Consider the following 14,769-nt stretch of genomic DNA (forward strand, 5'->3'; position numbering starts at 1 on the left):
GCCGTATGGGCCCCGCGTCTGGCGCGGGGCCCATACCGCGCTGGTGGAACGGGCGAGCCTCATTCGAGCCGCGATCGCGCCCCCGGGGTCATGGCCCAGCGGATGGTCTGCGTCAGCAGCAGACCCGCGGGCCGAACCGTGAGCCCCTCCACGACAGGGAGCCGGGGCAGCCGGAGCACGCTGCGCGCCCACGAGGGCAGCAGTGCGACCGCGTTCGCCGCCAGGACGCCGTAGAACGGCCGCACGGCAAGCGGTACGGGTGGGTGCAGCAGCAGGAACCGGGCGGCGGCCCGCGCTTCGGGGGTGGCCCGCAGTTCCGGCTGGTACGCCGCCAGCAGTGCGGCCAGGGCCTTGCGGTCACGGGGTGGGTCGACCACACCCAGTGCCTCGGCGACCCGCGCCGTGTCGGCCACGTAGTCGTCGTACCCCGCCGCGTCGAGCGGCCGGGCCCCGTAGCACTCGTGCGCGCGCAGGAAGCTGTCGGTCTCGGCGGCGTGCACCCAGCCGAGCAGATGCGGGTCCGCGGCGTGGTAGGCAAGCCCCTCAGGAGTCGTTCCCCGCACCCCGAGGTGGATGCCGCGCACCCGCGCGACGGCGTCCTCGGCGTCGGAAGCGGTGCCGTAGGTCGTGACGGCCAGGAAGGTGCTGGTGCGCTGCAACCGTCCCCAGGGATCTCCGCGGAACCCGGAGTGCGCGGACACGGCGGCCATCGCGAGCGGGTGCAGGGACTGGAGCAGGAGTGCGCTCAGCCCGCCGATGAACATCGACGCGTCACCGTGCACGACGCGGATGGGGCGTTCCGGACCGAACCAGCGGGGCCCTGGCGTGTCGTGGATGCGGGCCCGGTTGGCGGGGCCGTCCGGACCGGCCACTCGCCGGAACACGGCCCTGCCCAGGCGGTCCCGAAGGTCGGTCATCACCGCCGCACCTCCCTTCCGCCCCGTGAACACAGCTGGTGCTCTGTCTTCCCCGGCAGCGGCAGGAGCGGATGCGGTGCGCCTCGCCTCTTACGGGTGGCCGGGCACGTCACGGGCCCCTGCCGCCGTGGCGAACGGACTCCGGCTCAGTGGCCGCGCCCCCGGAGCTTGCCCAGCAGCTGCCGGGCCTGGGCCCGGCGACGCGGGTCGGCCGACGCTCGGCGCACCTGCTCCGCGGCCCGCCGCCCCTGGGGGCTCCTGCTGAACTGCTTGATCTTCTCCAACATGCCAGGCACGACTTCCTCCCGAGAAGGTCGACGACATCCCCTGTACGACAAGGCCTTCGTACAGACGCGGTTACCCAGGGCTCGCGGTCCCACCCCCCGGAACGGGGCAGCAGTACCCCATGAAGCCCTCACCGCGTTTCACGTTGGCCGCGACCACTCTCGACGCACCGGACGCCCACGAGCTCGCACGGTTCTACCAGGCCCTGCTCGGGTGGCGGCCGCGGAAGGAAGAGCCCGGCTGGGTGGAGCTCGCGTCACCCGACGGCACCGCCGGGCTGTCCTTCCAGACGGAACGGCTCTTCCAGCGCCCGCAGTGGCCCTCCAGCCGGTCCGAGCAGCAGATGATGATGCATCTGGACATCGAGGTGGACGACCTGTCCTCGGCCGTCGATCATGCCCTTCGGCTCGGGGCGACCGAGGCCGACGTGCAACCCCAGGCCGACGTGCGGGTCCTGTGCGACCCGGCGGGCCACCCCTTCTGTCTCTTCCTGCGTGGTGACCCGGGCTCCCCGTCTCGTGCTTCGGTGTGACTCCCCTACGACGACAGGCTGTCCGTCCGGCGACGGTGTGCGTCGATGAGCGCGAAGGTGGCCTCCGGCTGTTCGATCTGCGGGAGATGGCCGGCCTCGGGGATGACCTCGAGCCGGCCGTTGCCGAACGCCTCAGCGTACGCGGCGCCGTAGGCAGGGGTGACGACGCGGTCGCTCTCGCCCCAGAGCAGGAGAGTCGGCACTTGGATCCGTCCGAGCCGCGACAGCAGGGTGGGGTCGTGCATGTAGGGGTCGCCGGCGAAGACGCGCATGGTGGCCATGTCGGCCCCTCTGCGCGCGAGATCGTCGGCCGGGACGTCGGCCGGGTCGAGGTGGTAGCGGTCCGGGTCGTGCCAGGAGTGCTCGGCGACACCGCGGGCGTCGAGGGCGAAGAAGTCGGTGATCGGTTCCGTCTCGACATGCACGCCTACCGCGTCGATCAGGACGAGGCCGGTGACGCACCCCGTGGTGTCGCGTGCGGCCATCTCGGCGGCAATCCAGCCGCCGAGGGAGGAGCCGACGACGAGAACGTCGCGCAGTCGGCGTTCGCGCAGGGTGTACAGGTAGGCGAGGGCGAGGCCGTCGATGCCGGCGAGCCATGCGGGGCGGTGGGTGCCGTCCCAGCCGGGGTGCACGGGCGTGATCGTGTGGGCGGTGCGGGACAGGTGTTCGGCGAGACCGGCGACGGTGGCGGGGCCTCCACCGCCGTGCAGGACGAGGACCGGCCTGCCTGTTCCGGCCTCGGACAGGGTGAGGGGCAGGTCGGCGTACGCGGCTGAGGTGTCTGTGGGCATGCCGACCACTGTAACTAAGCATCCTTATATAAGCTAGCTTAGTCATGACGTAGACTTGCCACATGCACAGCGAGCTGCAGGAACTCGGCAGGGCGGTCAAACAGGCCCAGTACCGACAGCACAGGGCACTCGACAGCGCCCTCCAGACCGTCGGGACGACGCTGGCCCAGTGGGACGCCCTGCGCGCGATCAGCCGCTCCCCCGGGGCATCCGCCCGCGAATTGGCGGCGGCGACCTTCCAGACCGAGCAGGCCTTCGGAACACTCGCCGGCCGGCTCACCGCCCAGGACCTCGTCGAACGCCGGCCAGGACACGGCCGACGCATCGAACACCATCTGACGCCGACGGGCGAGCGAGTCCTGGCGGCCGGCCACAAGGTTGCCGACGAGGTGCTCGCCGACTGCTTCTCCGCCCTGCCCGCCACGGACCGCGCGACCCTGCTCGGCCTGCTGCGACGTCTCACTACGGAACGAGACTCATAGGACAGGTCGGCCACTTCGCCGCGAAGGTCGGGGGCGACGACACTTGCCACCCCTATCGATATTCGATAGATTTCCATCGCAAGTCGATGGAAGGACGGAACAGGTCATGGGAAAGCTGACGGTGGCCGCCCTGCGCGCCGTGCTCCTGGTGGTGCTCGCCGGCACCGTGTTGATCCAGGCGTTGATGGTGTGGACGCTGATCAGCGGGAACGACCCGGAGGACGGGACGCTCCCACTGACCGCGCTGCGCGTGATCACGATCCTCGGCATGGTGTCCGTCCAGGTGGCCCTGGTCTGCGTAGGGCGGCTGGTGGCGATGGTCCGACGCGGAACCGTGTTCTCCCCCGCCGCCTTCCGCTACGTGGACGGAGTGATCGGCGCGATCGTGGCGGCCGCCCTCGTGTGGTTCGCCGTCACCATCGTCAATGCGCCCGGCCAGCGGGACGACCCTGGTGTCACCGTCATCATGGCCGGCATCGGCGTGGGCATTCTGGGGGTCGCCCTCATCGTGCTAGTGCTGCGGATGCTGCTCGCCCAGGCCGTGGCGCGCGACGTCGAAGCCTCGCAGCTGCGGGCCGAGTTGGACGAGGTGATCTGATGCCGATCGCCGTCGACATCGACGTGATGCTGGCCAGGCGGAAGATGTCCGTGGGTGAACTCGCGGAGCGGGTGGGGATCACGCCGGCCAATCTCGCGGTACTCAAGAACGGTCGCGCCAAGGCGGTGCGCTTCGCGACACTCGCCGCGCTCTGCGAGGTACTCGAGTGCCAGCCGGGCGACCTGCTGCGCTGGGAGGCCGAGGACGGCACGGGCGGAGACGCGCCCCAGGCCCATGGGGTGACGGCCGACGCCACCGGCCCGTGACACGCCGCGAGGGTGCGCGCTTCGATCCGGTCGCCGGCCTGCCGGCGACAGCCGGCGCCCGTTCCCCCATCGGCGACCGGGGCCGTAGGGTGACGCAGCATGCGCAGCCTGGCTCGCCTGCCGAAGGCCCATCTCCATCTCCACCTCGAAGGCGCGATGCGTCCCGCCACGCTCAGGGAGCTTTCGGGCGTGGACGTCCGGCAGCGGTCGGTCCCGGGCGGCTTCACCTCGTTCGAGGACTTCACGACCACGTTTCGCGTCGCCGCGCGACTGGTGCGGGAGGGACCGCGGGAGAACCTTCTACGGCTGATGCGCGAGGTGGTCGAGGACGACGCCGCGGACGGCGCGGTCTGGACGGAGCCGCACTTCAATCCCCTGACGTACGTGGCCGATCCGGCCGCCGCGCTCGACCTGCTGGACGTGGTGATCGACGAGGGCCGTCGCACCGCCGGCCGACTGGGGATCGGCTTCGGCGTCATGATGTTCGCCCGGCGCAACGCCGAACCCGCGGAGGCTGTCGAGGCCGCCCGCCTCGCGGCCCGTCGGGCGGACAACGGCGTGGTCTCCTTCGGTCTGGCCGGCGACGAGGCCGGCCATCCCGCCGGGCCGTTCGCCAAGGCGTTCGCCATCGCCCGGGACGCCGGACTGATCTCCGCCCCGCACGCCGGTGAACACGCCGGTCCGGTCAGTGTGCGCGCCGCACTCGACGCGCTCGGCGCGCGACGGATCGCCCACGGAGTGCGCGCGGTCGAGGACCCGGCCCTCGTCGCCCGCCTGGCCGTGGAAGGCGTCGTCCTGGACGTCTGCCCCACCTCCAACGTCGCCCTCGGCGTCGTGGAATCCCTGTCCGCCCACCCCCTCCCCCGGCTGCTGCAAGCCGGTGTGCGGTGCACGCTCAACGCCGACGATCCCCTGCTGTTCGGCGCCGGGCTGCTGGAGGAGTACGAAACAGCCCGCACGGTCCTGGCACTCACGGACCCCCAGCTCGCCGGGGTCGCCCGCGCCTCGGTCGAGGCCTCAGGCGCCCCGCGCTCAGTGGTGGAGGACGCGGTCACGCGCATCGGCCAGTGGCTCGACGCCCCTGACCGAGCGCTGACGCCTCAGGTCCGCGAGGCTTCGCGGCCGACGGACTCGTAAACCCGTCACTGCCGCTGGATGAGACCAGGGGTGCAGACAGGCGTACCTCCGCGGGCGCACGGTGATCACCGGTGTGAGCCGGCTGGGGGAGCAATACGTCAGTTCAGCGGGGGATGTGAGGCCCCGTCAGTCCGAGGGAGGCTGTGAAGGCGCCCGCAGAACACGGGCGTCATCCACGAGGAAGGACCAGCGATGAGTCGCAAAGTGTCAGCCTCCACTCGCATCCGTGCGGCCGCAGGGGCCGCCGCCCTGATCACCGTCGCGTGCACCGCCTCCGCCGTGGCCTACGGCCGGTCGTCCGGGAGCGGCTCCCCCAGCGGGCCGCGGGAAGCGGCGGCCCTGACCGGGTCCGCCAAGCTCTCCCGGACGCTCGGGGACGACATCACCTTCACCTTCGACGCGCATCTGGCCGCCAAGCACCGGATGGATCCGGCGAAGGCGACCGGCACGTTCCGCTTCAGCCACTACCTCGACGGTGAGGGCGCCTGGGCGAAGGGAAGGATCGACTGTCTGGTGACCGGCGGGAAGGTCGCGGTCGCCACCGGTGTCATCACCGCCGGCGATCTGCCCGGGGCGAAGGGCAAGCGGGTGGGCTTCACCGTGCACGACACGGGCCGCAACGACCGGCTGGGCTACAGCTGGGCCGCCGTGGGCAGCCCGGTGGAGACCAAGGACCTGCCCAAGTGCGTGAGTTCGGCGCCGTTCGAGCGCGTGAAGAACGGAACAGGCGACTTCCGGGTCCTGCCCTGGCAACCGGACTTCGTCGGGTAAGGGCGTCAGCGCACAGGGAAGCCGAACGAGTAGCCCTGTTCCCTGAGCCGGGGCAGGATCTCGCGCAGGGCCTCGACCGTCTGCGAGCGGTCGCCGCCCGCGTCGTGGAAGAGGACGGTCGGACCGCCCGGCAGCTCGCGTTCGACCGTGGCGACGATGGCGTCCGCGCCCGGCCGCTCGAAGTCCTTGGAGTCCACGTTCCAGCCCAGCGGACGCATGCCCCGGGAAGCGGCGAGCTTGCGGCTGTAGGGGGTGAAGGCTCCACCGGGGGCCCGGTAGTACATGGGCCGGACGCCGCCGGACGCCTGCGTGATCATGCGTTCGGCGTCGAGGATCTGCTGTGACTGGTAGGCCTCGGGCTTCTTGTCCATGGTGGTGTCATGGGACACCGAGTGGTCGCACAGCCGGTGCCCGGCGGCGACCACCTGCTTCACCAGGTCGGGGTGGGCCTGCGCCTGCGTACCCACCATGCAGAACGTGGCCTTGACGCCGTACTCCCGCAGCACGTCGAGCACTTGAGGGGTCCATACCGGGTCGGGACCGTCGTCGATGGTGATGTTGACGCCCCGTGCCCCCTTGTCCGAGGCGTGCGCGATGGTCACCGCGACCGGCTTCACCGCGCCGGCCGGCGTGGCGGACGTCGACGCCTTGGGCGAGGTGACTCCTGCGGCGCCGGCCTGCGCGGTCCACACAGAGGCACCGGCGGCGAGGACCGTCACCCCGAGTGCCGCCCCGAGCACCTTGCTGTTCCAGCCCCGCCCGCCGTGCCGTGCCATGTCCGCCCCGCTTTCACGCAGTTCCTCGTCGATTCCCCGGTCACTCGGTGACCACCCGGCAAGACGAGGAACTGCGGCCGCAGGATGCGTCCGTTACCGATCAAGGACAATTCCGGGGGAGTTCGCGGACAACGCGGCCGAGTGCGGCTGTGGACAGGCTCGTTGGCGTTCACCGATAAGTCTGGTGCGGCAGCAGACGGGGGTTTTGCACCCGCGCTGCGGGCGATGTCACACCCTCGTGGCAGCGTGGGGGTGGACGAGCGGCGCGCGGTCGCGGAAATCCGGCCGGAGGCCGGGGCGCCTGGACGCTCTGGCCCGCTGACAGCGACCGCGCGCCCTGAACCCAGGGAGGCCGCGTCATGACCGACATAGACACTCAGTTCCTGCGCAGCCTGTTCGACGAGGAAGGCAGTCTGCACACCGCCGGCCGCACCGCCCTGTACCGGCTCTACGGCATCGACGGCCTGCTGTACGTCGGCATCTCCACCTGCCCGCTCACCCGCATCCGCACCCACCTGCAACAACAGCCCTGGGGCCGTCGCGTCATCGGCGTCCGGATCGACTACCCCGACGACGCACACGCGGCCGAACGTGAAGCCGTCCAAGCCGAACGGCCGTTGCACAACGTCGTCTTCAACGGGGCGGCCCCTCCCCCACCACCCGACCGGGCCTCCCGCCTCAGGGCCGAACTCGCCGTGCAGCAACGGCGGCTGGAGGATCTCGAAGCCGCTGTACCAGAGTCCACCACGCATCTGCGCCTCATCCTCCGCGGCATCACCGCAGCGCGGACAAAAGCCGCGAGACTTGCCAGAGAGGCCGAGGAGGCCGAGGCCGCCCGGCACCCGCCCGGACGGCAGCCGTGACGGGCCGAGCCGTGAGCGCCGCGCCCGGACCTCGGATACGGCATCATCGAGGGGTGTTGATCGAACTGGTCAGAGTCGCGAAGTTCGCCAACAGGCCCTGGTTGGCTGATGTCAGGACCTCATTCGGTCACGGGGCGGCCCGCTGGTGCGGGGACCATTCCGCAGAGCCCGGCGAGTACCGCGTCGAGTGGACGATCGACGAGAACATCGTCTGGGGGTGGAACGCAAAGCCGGCCACCGGAACCGGCCCCGGACTCCGGACGGGCGGACATTGCCTTGTCCTGCGGGGACAGCTGATCCTCACCGAGGACGGTGCCGCTGCGCTCGACTGGGACGGCACCACCATCCTGCTGGACCTTTCCGCCCCGCTGCCCGAGGGCGTCACCGGGACGTGGGTCGAGCTCTTCATCGAGCGCGAGAAGATCGCTCTTTACCCCTACGTGCTCTGACCAGAGGTCAGCCGGGGCAAGCGAAGCGTGAGCGGCGGAGGCCCGGTCCACCCGGACGCCCCAGCGCGCCTCCCGCACACCGGAGCGGTCGATGGCTGCCAGAGTGGGGACCACGGCCCGGTGACGTGAGGAGGCGGTCCCCCTTGTTCGACTACGACTCGGAACTCGCTCGGTATCAGGAGCGACTGCTGGCGGCCTTCGACATCCGACCCGGCGATCGTGTCCTCGACGTCGGTTGCGGCACCGGCCGGACCACCCGGGACGCGGCCCGCGCCGCGTCGTCGGGCACCACGCTCGGCATCGACGTCTCGGGCCCGATGCTGGCGCGGGCCCGGCAGCAGGCGGAGGCGGAGGGGCTCCACAATGTCGACTTCGTGCAGGGCGACGCCCAGAACCACGCGTTCGTGGCAGAGCACTTCACGCTGGCCGTCAGTCGGTTCGGCACGATGTTCTTCTCGGACCCCGTCGTCGCCTTCACCAACATCGGGCGGGCCCTGAGCCCTGGTGCGCGCTTCGTGCAGCTGGTCTGGCAGGCCGCCGACCGACAGGAGTGGCACACCGCGATCCGGGAGGCGCTCTCCGGGAGGCAGGCGTCACCGACTCCGGCCGGCGGCGGCGATCCCTTCTCGCTGGCCGACCCGGAGGTCACGGCCGCCCTCCTGACCGCGGCCGGCTTCACAGCCGTGGACGTCGTCGACGTACGCGAGCCCGTCCGTTACGGCCCGGACGCCGCCGGGGCCCGTGCTGCCGTACTCCAGCTGCGCATGGCGAAGGAATGGCTCACCGATCTGGACGCCGCGTCCGCGGAGCGCGCCCTCGACCGGTTGTCCGTGACGCTGGACGCGCACGACACCGGCGACGGCGTGTGGTTCGACTCCCGCGCCTGGCTGGTCAGCGCGCGCCGGCGTTGACCAGGTACACGCGGCCGGACCCGGCCACTGTGTCGGCGTCGTCGCTCACTGCGAGTGGGGAGGCGGGCGGTGATCTCGTTGCCTCTGCCACGAAGGGCGCCGATGCGGCGCCTGTCCGGCGGCTGGACCACGGGAGCAGCGTATGGGCTCAGGTCTGGCCGGCGCGGTCGGCGCGGACCCGCTGGGCGACGTCGCGGAGCTTGATGTTGTGCTGCTGGGAGATGCGGCGCAGCACGTTGAAGGCGTCGTCCTCGCTCAGCTTGTGCCGTTCCATCAGGATGCCCATGGCCTCGCCGATGGCGTGCCGGGTCTTCATGGCGTCCTCGAGCTGGTCGATCGTGCGGGCGTCGGCCAGGGCTACGGCGGCGTGCGAGGCCAGCATCCAGCCGGCGGTCTCGATGTCCTCGCCGAAGGCGCCGGGGCGGCGGGAGTACAGGTTCAGCGCGCCGAAGTCCTCGTCGTGGGTGTAGAGCAGTACGCCGGTCATGCTGCCGATGCCCAGGTCGCGAGCCGCGGCGGCGAACCGTGGCCAGGACGGCTGCGGCTCGGTGAGGTCCGCGATCCGGAACACGCGCTCCCCGTCGACACCGGCGGCTCGGGCGGCGAGATCGAAGCAGGGGCCCTCGGCCAGCTCACCCTGTAGCCGGTCGGATGCTTCCACCACGTCGCCGCACGCGGACAGGGTGACCGCCCGGCCCTTGCGGACCGCCAGGATCCCGGCCGCGTCGCAACCCTCGACCAGGTGCACCGCCGACGCCGCGATCTCGTCCAGCGTGCCCTGCACGGATTCCTGCGCCAGCAGCTTTCGCGCGAGCTGTGCCATCTCCTCGGCGAACTCTCGCCACTCCACCGCCACCACCCACCTCGACCGGTCCGGCCACCCTACCGCCGGGCCGCGCTCGGCCGCGCGGAGCCCCTCATGCCGTGCCGGGGGTGGTGCGGGGGTACAGCGTGCGCAGGCCCTCGTTCAGCGCGTACGACAGCGCGGATCCGTGGGTCTGCCCGGGGTACAGGCGTGCGGTCAGTTCCAGGGACGGGTAGTCGCGCAGTCGCAGCAGCTGCGACATGCGGGTCATCGACCCGACGATGTCGGCGGCGGCCACGAAGGGGTCGGTGAGCTCCGCCTCCCCCGCGCCGAGGAACACCTTGGCCGCCAGGTCGTCGTGGGTCGCGGCGTAGTCGGCTTCCAGCGTGAACAGCAGATCCTCACATCCGCTGAGGGCAGGGCTGCCGGCCAGATAGCGGCTGAACGCCGTCGGCCGGGAGAACAGGGCGTAGCCGACGAAGTGTCCGCCGCCGGAGAACCCCACGAGACCGTGGTCGTCGTCGAACCGGAGCTCGGCCGCCAGGTGCGGGCGCAACTCGTCGACCAGGAACGACAGCAGTGCGTCGGCGCCTCCGCCCTCCGTCGGCGGCTCGGCGGCCAGTGCTTCCATGCGTGCGCCGCCGGGTCCTGCGTTGACCCATCTGGGCATCGCATAGAAGTCGTAGGTGCGACGGGCGCTGAACTCGGAGTGATCGCTGTCATCGGGAGCGCCGAGGCCGATCACGATGAGCTCGGCGATCTCCCGCACGGTGTGGAGCCAGTTCATCAGGCCGACGACGAGCGGGAAGCTGAGGGACGCGTCCGTCACCCAGAGGACGGGGTAGCCGCGGTCACCGTGCTCGTACGACGGCGGGAGCGCGATGCGCACGTCATGCGTCCAGGGCACGCCGCTCCCCCGCAACCGTCTGGTGGGCAGGACCTGATATGTGTGCCGAGGCTGGGACACGGCTACCTCCTGCTGAGGCCAAGGACTGTCCGGACACTGCACCAAGGGTGCGGGGCCCGGCGCCTCCGACGGGAGCGTCAGGACGGCTGGACCTGTTCGAACAGGGCGAGGGCTTCGGCGGGGTCCGGGCTGACGAGTCGTTCCAGACCCGCCGTCGTGATCTTCGCCCACCTCCCGGCCCGTGCCCACATCTGTTCCTCGAAGGCACGCACGGTCTCGTCCAGATCTCCGGGTCCGGTGGCGAGGGACTCGGCGAGTTCGGCACCCTCCAGCATCGCGAGGTTCGCGCCCGCGCCCAAGGGGGGCATCAGATGGGCGGCGTCGCCCAGGAGCGTCACCCCGGGGACGTGGGTCCAGGTGTGGGAGACGGGCAGGGTGTGGAGGGGGCGGTGGACGAAGGCGGTGCCGTGCCGGAGGAGGTCGAGGACGGGAGCGGCCCAGCCGTCGAACAGGGCCAGCACACTCGAACGCACCGCCTCGGCGTCGGCCAGGTCCAGGTCCGCGTGCCAGTCCAGCGGTGCGCGGAACTTGGCGTACACCTTGACGTGGCCGCCGCTGTTGCGCTGGGCGGTGAGGGAGCGGTTCACGCCGTACACCGCCACGGAGCCGTCGCCGATCAGCCGGGCGAGGTCGGGGTGGCGGGTGTCGACGTCGTCCAGGGAGGTCTCGACCGAGGTGACGCCGGTGTAGTGCGGCGCCACAGGCGAGACCGCGGGGCGGGTCCGGGACCAGGCGCCGTCCGCGCCGACCACGAGGTCGAAGGTCTCCTGCCGCCCGTCCGCGAGACGGACCAGGACGCCGTCCCCGCCCTTGCCCGGCGCCACCTGCGTCACGTCCCGGCCCCACTGGACGTCGAGCGGGCCGAGCAGCAGGTCACGCAGTTGCCCGCGGTCGATCTCGGGATTGGCCCGTTCGTCCGGTCCCGGTGTCCAGTCACGCAGAACCGTCCCGTCCGTGTCCAGGATGCGCATGGCCTGTCCCTCGGGGCGGGACAGCTCCTGGAACTCCGCCAGCAGCCCCGCCTTGTCCAGCGCGCGCTGACCCAGCCCCTCGTGGAGGTCCAGCGTGCCGCCCGGGGGGCGGGCGCCGGGGGCGGGGTCGCGCTCGAGGACGGTGACGGGGTGGCCGTGGCGGTGCAGCACACGGGCGAAGGTGAGGCCGCCGGGACCGCCTCCTATGACAGCGATACGATGTCTCATATCAATACAGTGTATTGCTCCATGAGAAGCATCGCAGCAGAACGGTGATGACCCATGACTGTCTGGGACCGGCCCGAGCCCCCGGCCCGCCCCGTGCCGCTCGACCGCGAGCGGATCGTCGCCGCCGCCGTCGCGCTGGCCGACGAGGGCGGGCTGGAAGCGGTGTCGTTGCGCAAGGTCGCCGCCCGGCTCGACGCCGGCCCGATGCGGCTGTACGGATACATCGCCACCAAGGAGGAGCTGCTCGACCTCATGGTGGACGAGGTCCAGGCCGAGATCCTCCCCGAGGAGCACGCCGGTGACTGGCGGGAGGCGCTGCGCGTCCTGGCCTGCCGCACCAGGCGGGCCGCGCTCCGTCACGAATGGCTCGGCGACCTGCTCGGCGGCCGCCCGACCCTGGGGCCCAACGGCCTCGCCGTGACCGAGGCCAAGCTGGCCGCCCTGGACGGCCTCGCCGACGTCGACACCGCCATGCGTGCCGTGGAGACCGTCAGCGCCTACGTCACCGGCGCGGTCCGACGTGAGATCGCGAACCTGCGGGCCGAGCGCGCGACGGGCCTGTCCAAGCACGACTGGCAGCGCGCCAACGGCCGGCATGTGACCCGGATGTTGGCCACGGGCCGCTTCCCGGCGCTGGCCAAGGCCGTGTACGACGGCACGCACGTGGATGCCGAGACGTCTTTCGTGACCGGTCTGGACTGGGTTCTCGACGCGGTGGCCGCCCATCTCGCCCGGCCGCCCGCGTGAGGGTGAGCTCATGCCGACGGTGCCCTCGACGAGCCGTCAGCGCTCCGCGTGTCCCACCCGTGATCAACCCGCGTCCCTCCGTCATGGGTACCGTCGTGAAGTTCAAGGCGGGGTAGGAACGGCTGCCGGAAGGGCCCTGCTTCGAGGCCGCCCGCACCCGAACAGCCGCTCTGGCCGGTCTTCGCTCGCAGGCCCGCGCCCTCGGCGTGGGCGGCATGACGGGCTTCCTCCTGTTGGCTGCCCGCCTCCCACGCGGCGGTGGCGCTTTCCGCGGCTCGACCTCATGGGCAGCCACCACCTCGACGAGGACCAGGCCTTCGACGTGCTGCGCCGCTACTCGCAGGAGAACGACATCAAGCTCCGTGAGGTCGCCCGGCAGGTCTGCGGCAAGGGCGGCCTCACCTGACCGCGGCCTCCCCGGCTCTTTGGCCGAACCGGAGAAGCCTGGCCGGTGCGGCCCCCATGGGTACGCCGCCACGCCGACCTGTCTTTCAAGTCCCCAGCCCCGACCGTGCTACTCCTGCGCAGCGAGTGCCGACAGGGCCCCCAGCACTCCGCGCGCCGGCCTTACTCCGTGAAGGCGCCCATCGCACGGTCGAGCAGCACGGTCAGTGGCACGGTGCCCTCACAGGCCACCCAGCCGGTCGATGCCGCGTCCGCGCAGGCGAGGGCGGCCGCGACCAGGGCGGTCGGCCTGGGATCCTCCGGCCGGTCGGGGCCACTTCCCAGCCGGCGGGCGTCTCGGGAACCATCATGTCCTGCCGGCCCAGCTGCTTCTCGTAGTGCCGGGCCCGCGGTGACGGCGTCTCCTGGAGCATCCGCGGATACTGGTCCGGCGCCTCCGCCCGCTTCGCCGAGCAGCTGCCCTTCTACGACGGGGTGCGTGCCGCCGTGGCCGAGGGCTGGCGTGAGATGAAGATCGGCGACCCCCGCCTCGGCCGGACCGGCACTGCTGAAGATCGTCGACGCCGACACCCCGCCCCTGTGCGTCTTCTCCGGCACCGCGGGACTGGAGCTGCTCCCCCCCCCCCGTATACGCCGAGCGCCTCAAGACCTGGCAGGACTGGGCCGACGTCTCCGCCCTGTCCCAGGGCAACCCGGCCTGAACAGGTGTGGATCCTGGCGCCGGTATGCGGGGGCCGGCGCCACGGGTTCACCGAGGGACTCGGGTTCGCGTCGCGTTTGACACCGGACCTTGCGTGCAGGGGTCAGCGGGATCCATGCCGTACGCGTACGACGAGCTTGCCGGTGGCGCGGTCGTGTTCCATGTCGTCGTGGGCCTGCGGCACCTGCTCCAGGCCGTCGTAGACACGGTCCACGGGGAAGGACAGCCGGCCGGCGGCGACCGCGTCGAGGATTTCCTGGAAGGCCTCCCGAGGCAGGTCCGCGGCGTCGCCGAAGTAGCCCGCGAGACGTACGCCCCTCGGCAGGTACTCGTTCGGGGAGAAGTCCCGCACCGTCCACTGGTTGGAGAGGCTCCCTCCGAAGCAGGCCGTGCCGTGCACGCGTACCGCGCGCAGGGTGTCGGGCAGGGTCGGGGTGCCGACAAGGTCGAGGGCGGCGTCGACGCCCTCCGGGTACAGCTCGCGCACGGCGGGCGCGATCTCGCCGGTGTCCAGCAGCGGGTGGTCGACGCCGTGCTCCGCCAGCAGCGCGAGGCGGTCGGCTCGACGGGTGGTGGACAGCACCGTGGCGCCACGCCAGCCGGCCAGCGCGGCGGCTGCCAGGCCGACCGAGGAGGTGCCGCCCCGGATCAGTACGGACTGGCCGCGTCTCATGTCCAGCCCGACGGTGAGCGAGCCGTAGGCGGTCTGCACCATCTCCGGCAGGGCGCCCAGCACCTCCCAGGGCAGATCGGTGTCGACGGGGATGACCTGGGACAACGGCACCGAGGTGTACTCGGCGTAACCGCCGTCGTAGGTGCGGCCCATGTCCCCCATCATCGTCACGACCTTCTGCCCGGGGGCCAGTCCGCTGCCGGGCGGGGCCGCGTCGACGGTGCCCGCGGCCTCGATGCCCGGTACCCGGGGAAAGCTGACGCCCACGCTCAGGCCCAGCCGAAGCTTCAGCTCCGACCGGTTGAGGCCGAACGCCTCGACACGGATGCGTACCCAGCCGTCCCTCTCCGGCGGGAGCGGGAGCGTGGTCGGCCGAAGGTTGCCCACGGGGCCGGGAGCGGAGAGCCGTACGGCGCGCATCGTGCTCGGCGAGGACGTCATGAGCCTGCTTTCTTCCCGGAGGGCAGGAGGGCCGGTCGGCGGTGGTCAACA

At 71.5% G+C, this 14,769-nt stretch carries 18 protein-coding genes and 1 pseudogene; 11 read left to right on the forward strand and 8 right to left on the reverse strand.

Features of this window, described 5'->3' with window-relative positions; all coding sequences use genetic code 11:
- Positions 1-59: 59 nt before the first annotated feature.
- Both ACFYZ8_RS38300 and ACFYZ8_RS38305 read right to left on the reverse strand, forming a co-directional pair.
- Complete coding sequence (locus ACFYZ8_RS38300) at positions 60-917, reverse strand: oxygenase MpaB family protein (RefSeq protein ID WP_388533441.1); 858 nt, start codon at positions 915-917, stop codon at positions 60-62.
- 146 nt (positions 918-1,063) lie between these two features.
- Positions 1,064-1,213, reverse strand: a complete 150-nt coding sequence (locus tag ACFYZ8_RS38305) for a hypothetical protein (RefSeq protein ID WP_359029034.1) — start codon at positions 1,211-1,213, stop codon at positions 1,064-1,066.
- A 110-nt stretch (positions 1,214-1,323) separates the two neighbouring features.
- Here ACFYZ8_RS38305 and ACFYZ8_RS38310 point away from each other — a divergent pair, with 110 nt between their 5' ends.
- The gene (locus tag ACFYZ8_RS38310; protein WP_388533438.1) at positions 1,324-1,734 is read left to right on the forward strand and encodes a VOC family protein; all 411 of its coding nucleotides are present in this window, start codon (positions 1,324-1,326) and stop codon (positions 1,732-1,734) included.
- Positions 1,735-1,739: 5 nt separating this feature from the next.
- Here the strand turns inward: ACFYZ8_RS38310 and ACFYZ8_RS38315 are convergent, their stop codons facing one another.
- On the reverse strand, positions 1,740-2,528 hold the full coding sequence (locus ACFYZ8_RS38315) for an alpha/beta fold hydrolase (protein ID WP_388533435.1): 789 nt from the start codon (positions 2,526-2,528) through the stop codon (positions 1,740-1,742).
- 62 nt (positions 2,529-2,590) lie between these two features.
- On the opposite strand from ACFYZ8_RS38315, the gene ACFYZ8_RS38320 reads away from it, so the two are divergent.
- The 5 genes from ACFYZ8_RS38320 (at position 2,591) to ACFYZ8_RS38340 (ending at position 5,782) form a co-directional block, all read left to right on the forward strand.
- Positions 2,591-3,010: a helix-turn-helix domain-containing protein gene (locus ACFYZ8_RS38320; protein ID WP_359029037.1), complete on the forward strand. Its 420-nt coding sequence runs from the start codon at positions 2,591-2,593 to the stop codon at positions 3,008-3,010.
- A gap of 106 nt (positions 3,011-3,116) precedes the next feature.
- Positions 3,117-3,608 carry a DUF2975 domain-containing protein gene (locus ACFYZ8_RS38325; RefSeq protein ID WP_388533432.1) on the forward strand — a complete coding sequence of 164 codons (492 nt, stop codon included), beginning with the start codon at positions 3,117-3,119 and terminating at the stop codon, positions 3,606-3,608.
- Positions 3,608-3,874: a helix-turn-helix transcriptional regulator gene (locus ACFYZ8_RS38330; protein WP_359029039.1), complete on the forward strand. Its 267-nt coding sequence runs from the start codon at positions 3,608-3,610 to the stop codon at positions 3,872-3,874. The genes ACFYZ8_RS38325 and ACFYZ8_RS38330 overlap by 1 nt, the downstream gene beginning before the upstream one ends.
- A gap of 99 nt (positions 3,875-3,973) precedes the next feature.
- On the forward strand, positions 3,974-5,011 hold the full coding sequence (gene add / locus ACFYZ8_RS38335) for an adenosine deaminase (RefSeq protein WP_388533428.1): 1,038 nt from the start codon (positions 3,974-3,976) through the stop codon (positions 5,009-5,011).
- A gap of 192 nt (positions 5,012-5,203) precedes the next feature.
- The gene (locus ACFYZ8_RS38340) at positions 5,204-5,782 is read left to right on the forward strand and encodes a hypothetical protein (protein ID WP_388533426.1); all 579 of its coding nucleotides are present in this window, start codon (positions 5,204-5,206) and stop codon (positions 5,780-5,782) included.
- A gap of 5 nt (positions 5,783-5,787) precedes the next feature.
- Here ACFYZ8_RS38340 and ACFYZ8_RS38345 read toward each other — a convergent pair whose 3' ends face one another.
- Positions 5,788-6,558: a polysaccharide deacetylase family protein gene (locus ACFYZ8_RS38345; protein ID WP_388533423.1), complete on the reverse strand. Its 771-nt coding sequence runs from the start codon at positions 6,556-6,558 to the stop codon at positions 5,788-5,790.
- A 359-nt stretch (positions 6,559-6,917) separates the two neighbouring features.
- Between ACFYZ8_RS38345 and ACFYZ8_RS38350 the strand changes: the two genes are divergently transcribed.
- The 3 genes from ACFYZ8_RS38350 to ACFYZ8_RS38360 all read left to right on the forward strand — a co-directional run bounded on the left by ACFYZ8_RS38350 (position 6,918) and on the right by ACFYZ8_RS38360 (position 8,781).
- A complete protein-coding gene (locus tag ACFYZ8_RS38350; protein ID WP_388533420.1) occupies positions 6,918-7,421 on the forward strand; it encodes a GIY-YIG nuclease family protein in 504 nt (167 codons plus the stop codon).
- A gap of 53 nt (positions 7,422-7,474) precedes the next feature.
- The gene (locus ACFYZ8_RS38355; RefSeq protein ID WP_388533417.1) at positions 7,475-7,870 is read left to right on the forward strand and encodes a hypothetical protein; all 396 of its coding nucleotides are present in this window, start codon (positions 7,475-7,477) and stop codon (positions 7,868-7,870) included.
- Positions 7,871-8,013: 143 nt separating this feature from the next.
- A complete protein-coding gene (locus tag ACFYZ8_RS38360; protein ID WP_388533414.1) occupies positions 8,014-8,781 on the forward strand; it encodes a class I SAM-dependent methyltransferase in 768 nt (255 codons plus the stop codon).
- Between the two features lie 148 nt (positions 8,782-8,929).
- On the opposite strand, the gene ACFYZ8_RS38365 is transcribed toward ACFYZ8_RS38360, so the two are convergent.
- The 3 genes from ACFYZ8_RS38365 to ACFYZ8_RS38375 all read right to left on the reverse strand — a co-directional run bounded on the left by ACFYZ8_RS38365 (position 8,930) and on the right by ACFYZ8_RS38375 (position 11,752).
- A complete protein-coding gene (locus tag ACFYZ8_RS38365) occupies positions 8,930-9,631 on the reverse strand; it encodes a GAF and ANTAR domain-containing protein (RefSeq protein WP_388533411.1) in 702 nt (233 codons plus the stop codon).
- Positions 9,632-9,698: 67 nt separating this feature from the next.
- Positions 9,699-10,493: an alpha/beta hydrolase gene (locus ACFYZ8_RS38370; protein WP_388533409.1), complete on the reverse strand. Its 795-nt coding sequence runs from the start codon at positions 10,491-10,493 to the stop codon at positions 9,699-9,701.
- A gap of 137 nt (positions 10,494-10,630) precedes the next feature.
- A complete protein-coding gene (locus ACFYZ8_RS38375) occupies positions 10,631-11,752 on the reverse strand; it encodes an NAD(P)/FAD-dependent oxidoreductase (protein WP_359029048.1) in 1,122 nt (373 codons plus the stop codon).
- A gap of 54 nt (positions 11,753-11,806) precedes the next feature.
- Between ACFYZ8_RS38375 and ACFYZ8_RS38380 the strand changes: the two genes are divergently transcribed.
- Positions 11,807-12,499: a TetR/AcrR family transcriptional regulator gene (locus ACFYZ8_RS38380; protein ID WP_359029049.1), complete on the forward strand. Its 693-nt coding sequence runs from the start codon at positions 11,807-11,809 to the stop codon at positions 12,497-12,499.
- A 116-nt stretch (positions 12,500-12,615) separates the two neighbouring features.
- Positions 12,616-12,905, forward strand: a pseudogene (locus ACFYZ8_RS38385) (ANTAR domain-containing protein); the annotation flags it as partial.
- Between the two features lie 802 nt (positions 12,906-13,707).
- Here ACFYZ8_RS38385 and ACFYZ8_RS38390 read toward each other — a convergent pair.
- Positions 13,708-14,718 (reverse strand): zinc-binding dehydrogenase, encoded by a 1,011-nt coding sequence (locus ACFYZ8_RS38390; protein ID WP_388533406.1) that lies wholly within the window; start codon positions 14,716-14,718, stop codon positions 13,708-13,710.
- Positions 14,719-14,769 lie beyond the last annotated feature (51 nt).

Source organism: Streptomyces sp. NPDC001668 (genome assembly GCF_042893155.1).
Lineage (GTDB): Bacteria > Actinomycetota > Actinomycetes > Streptomycetales > Streptomycetaceae > Streptomyces.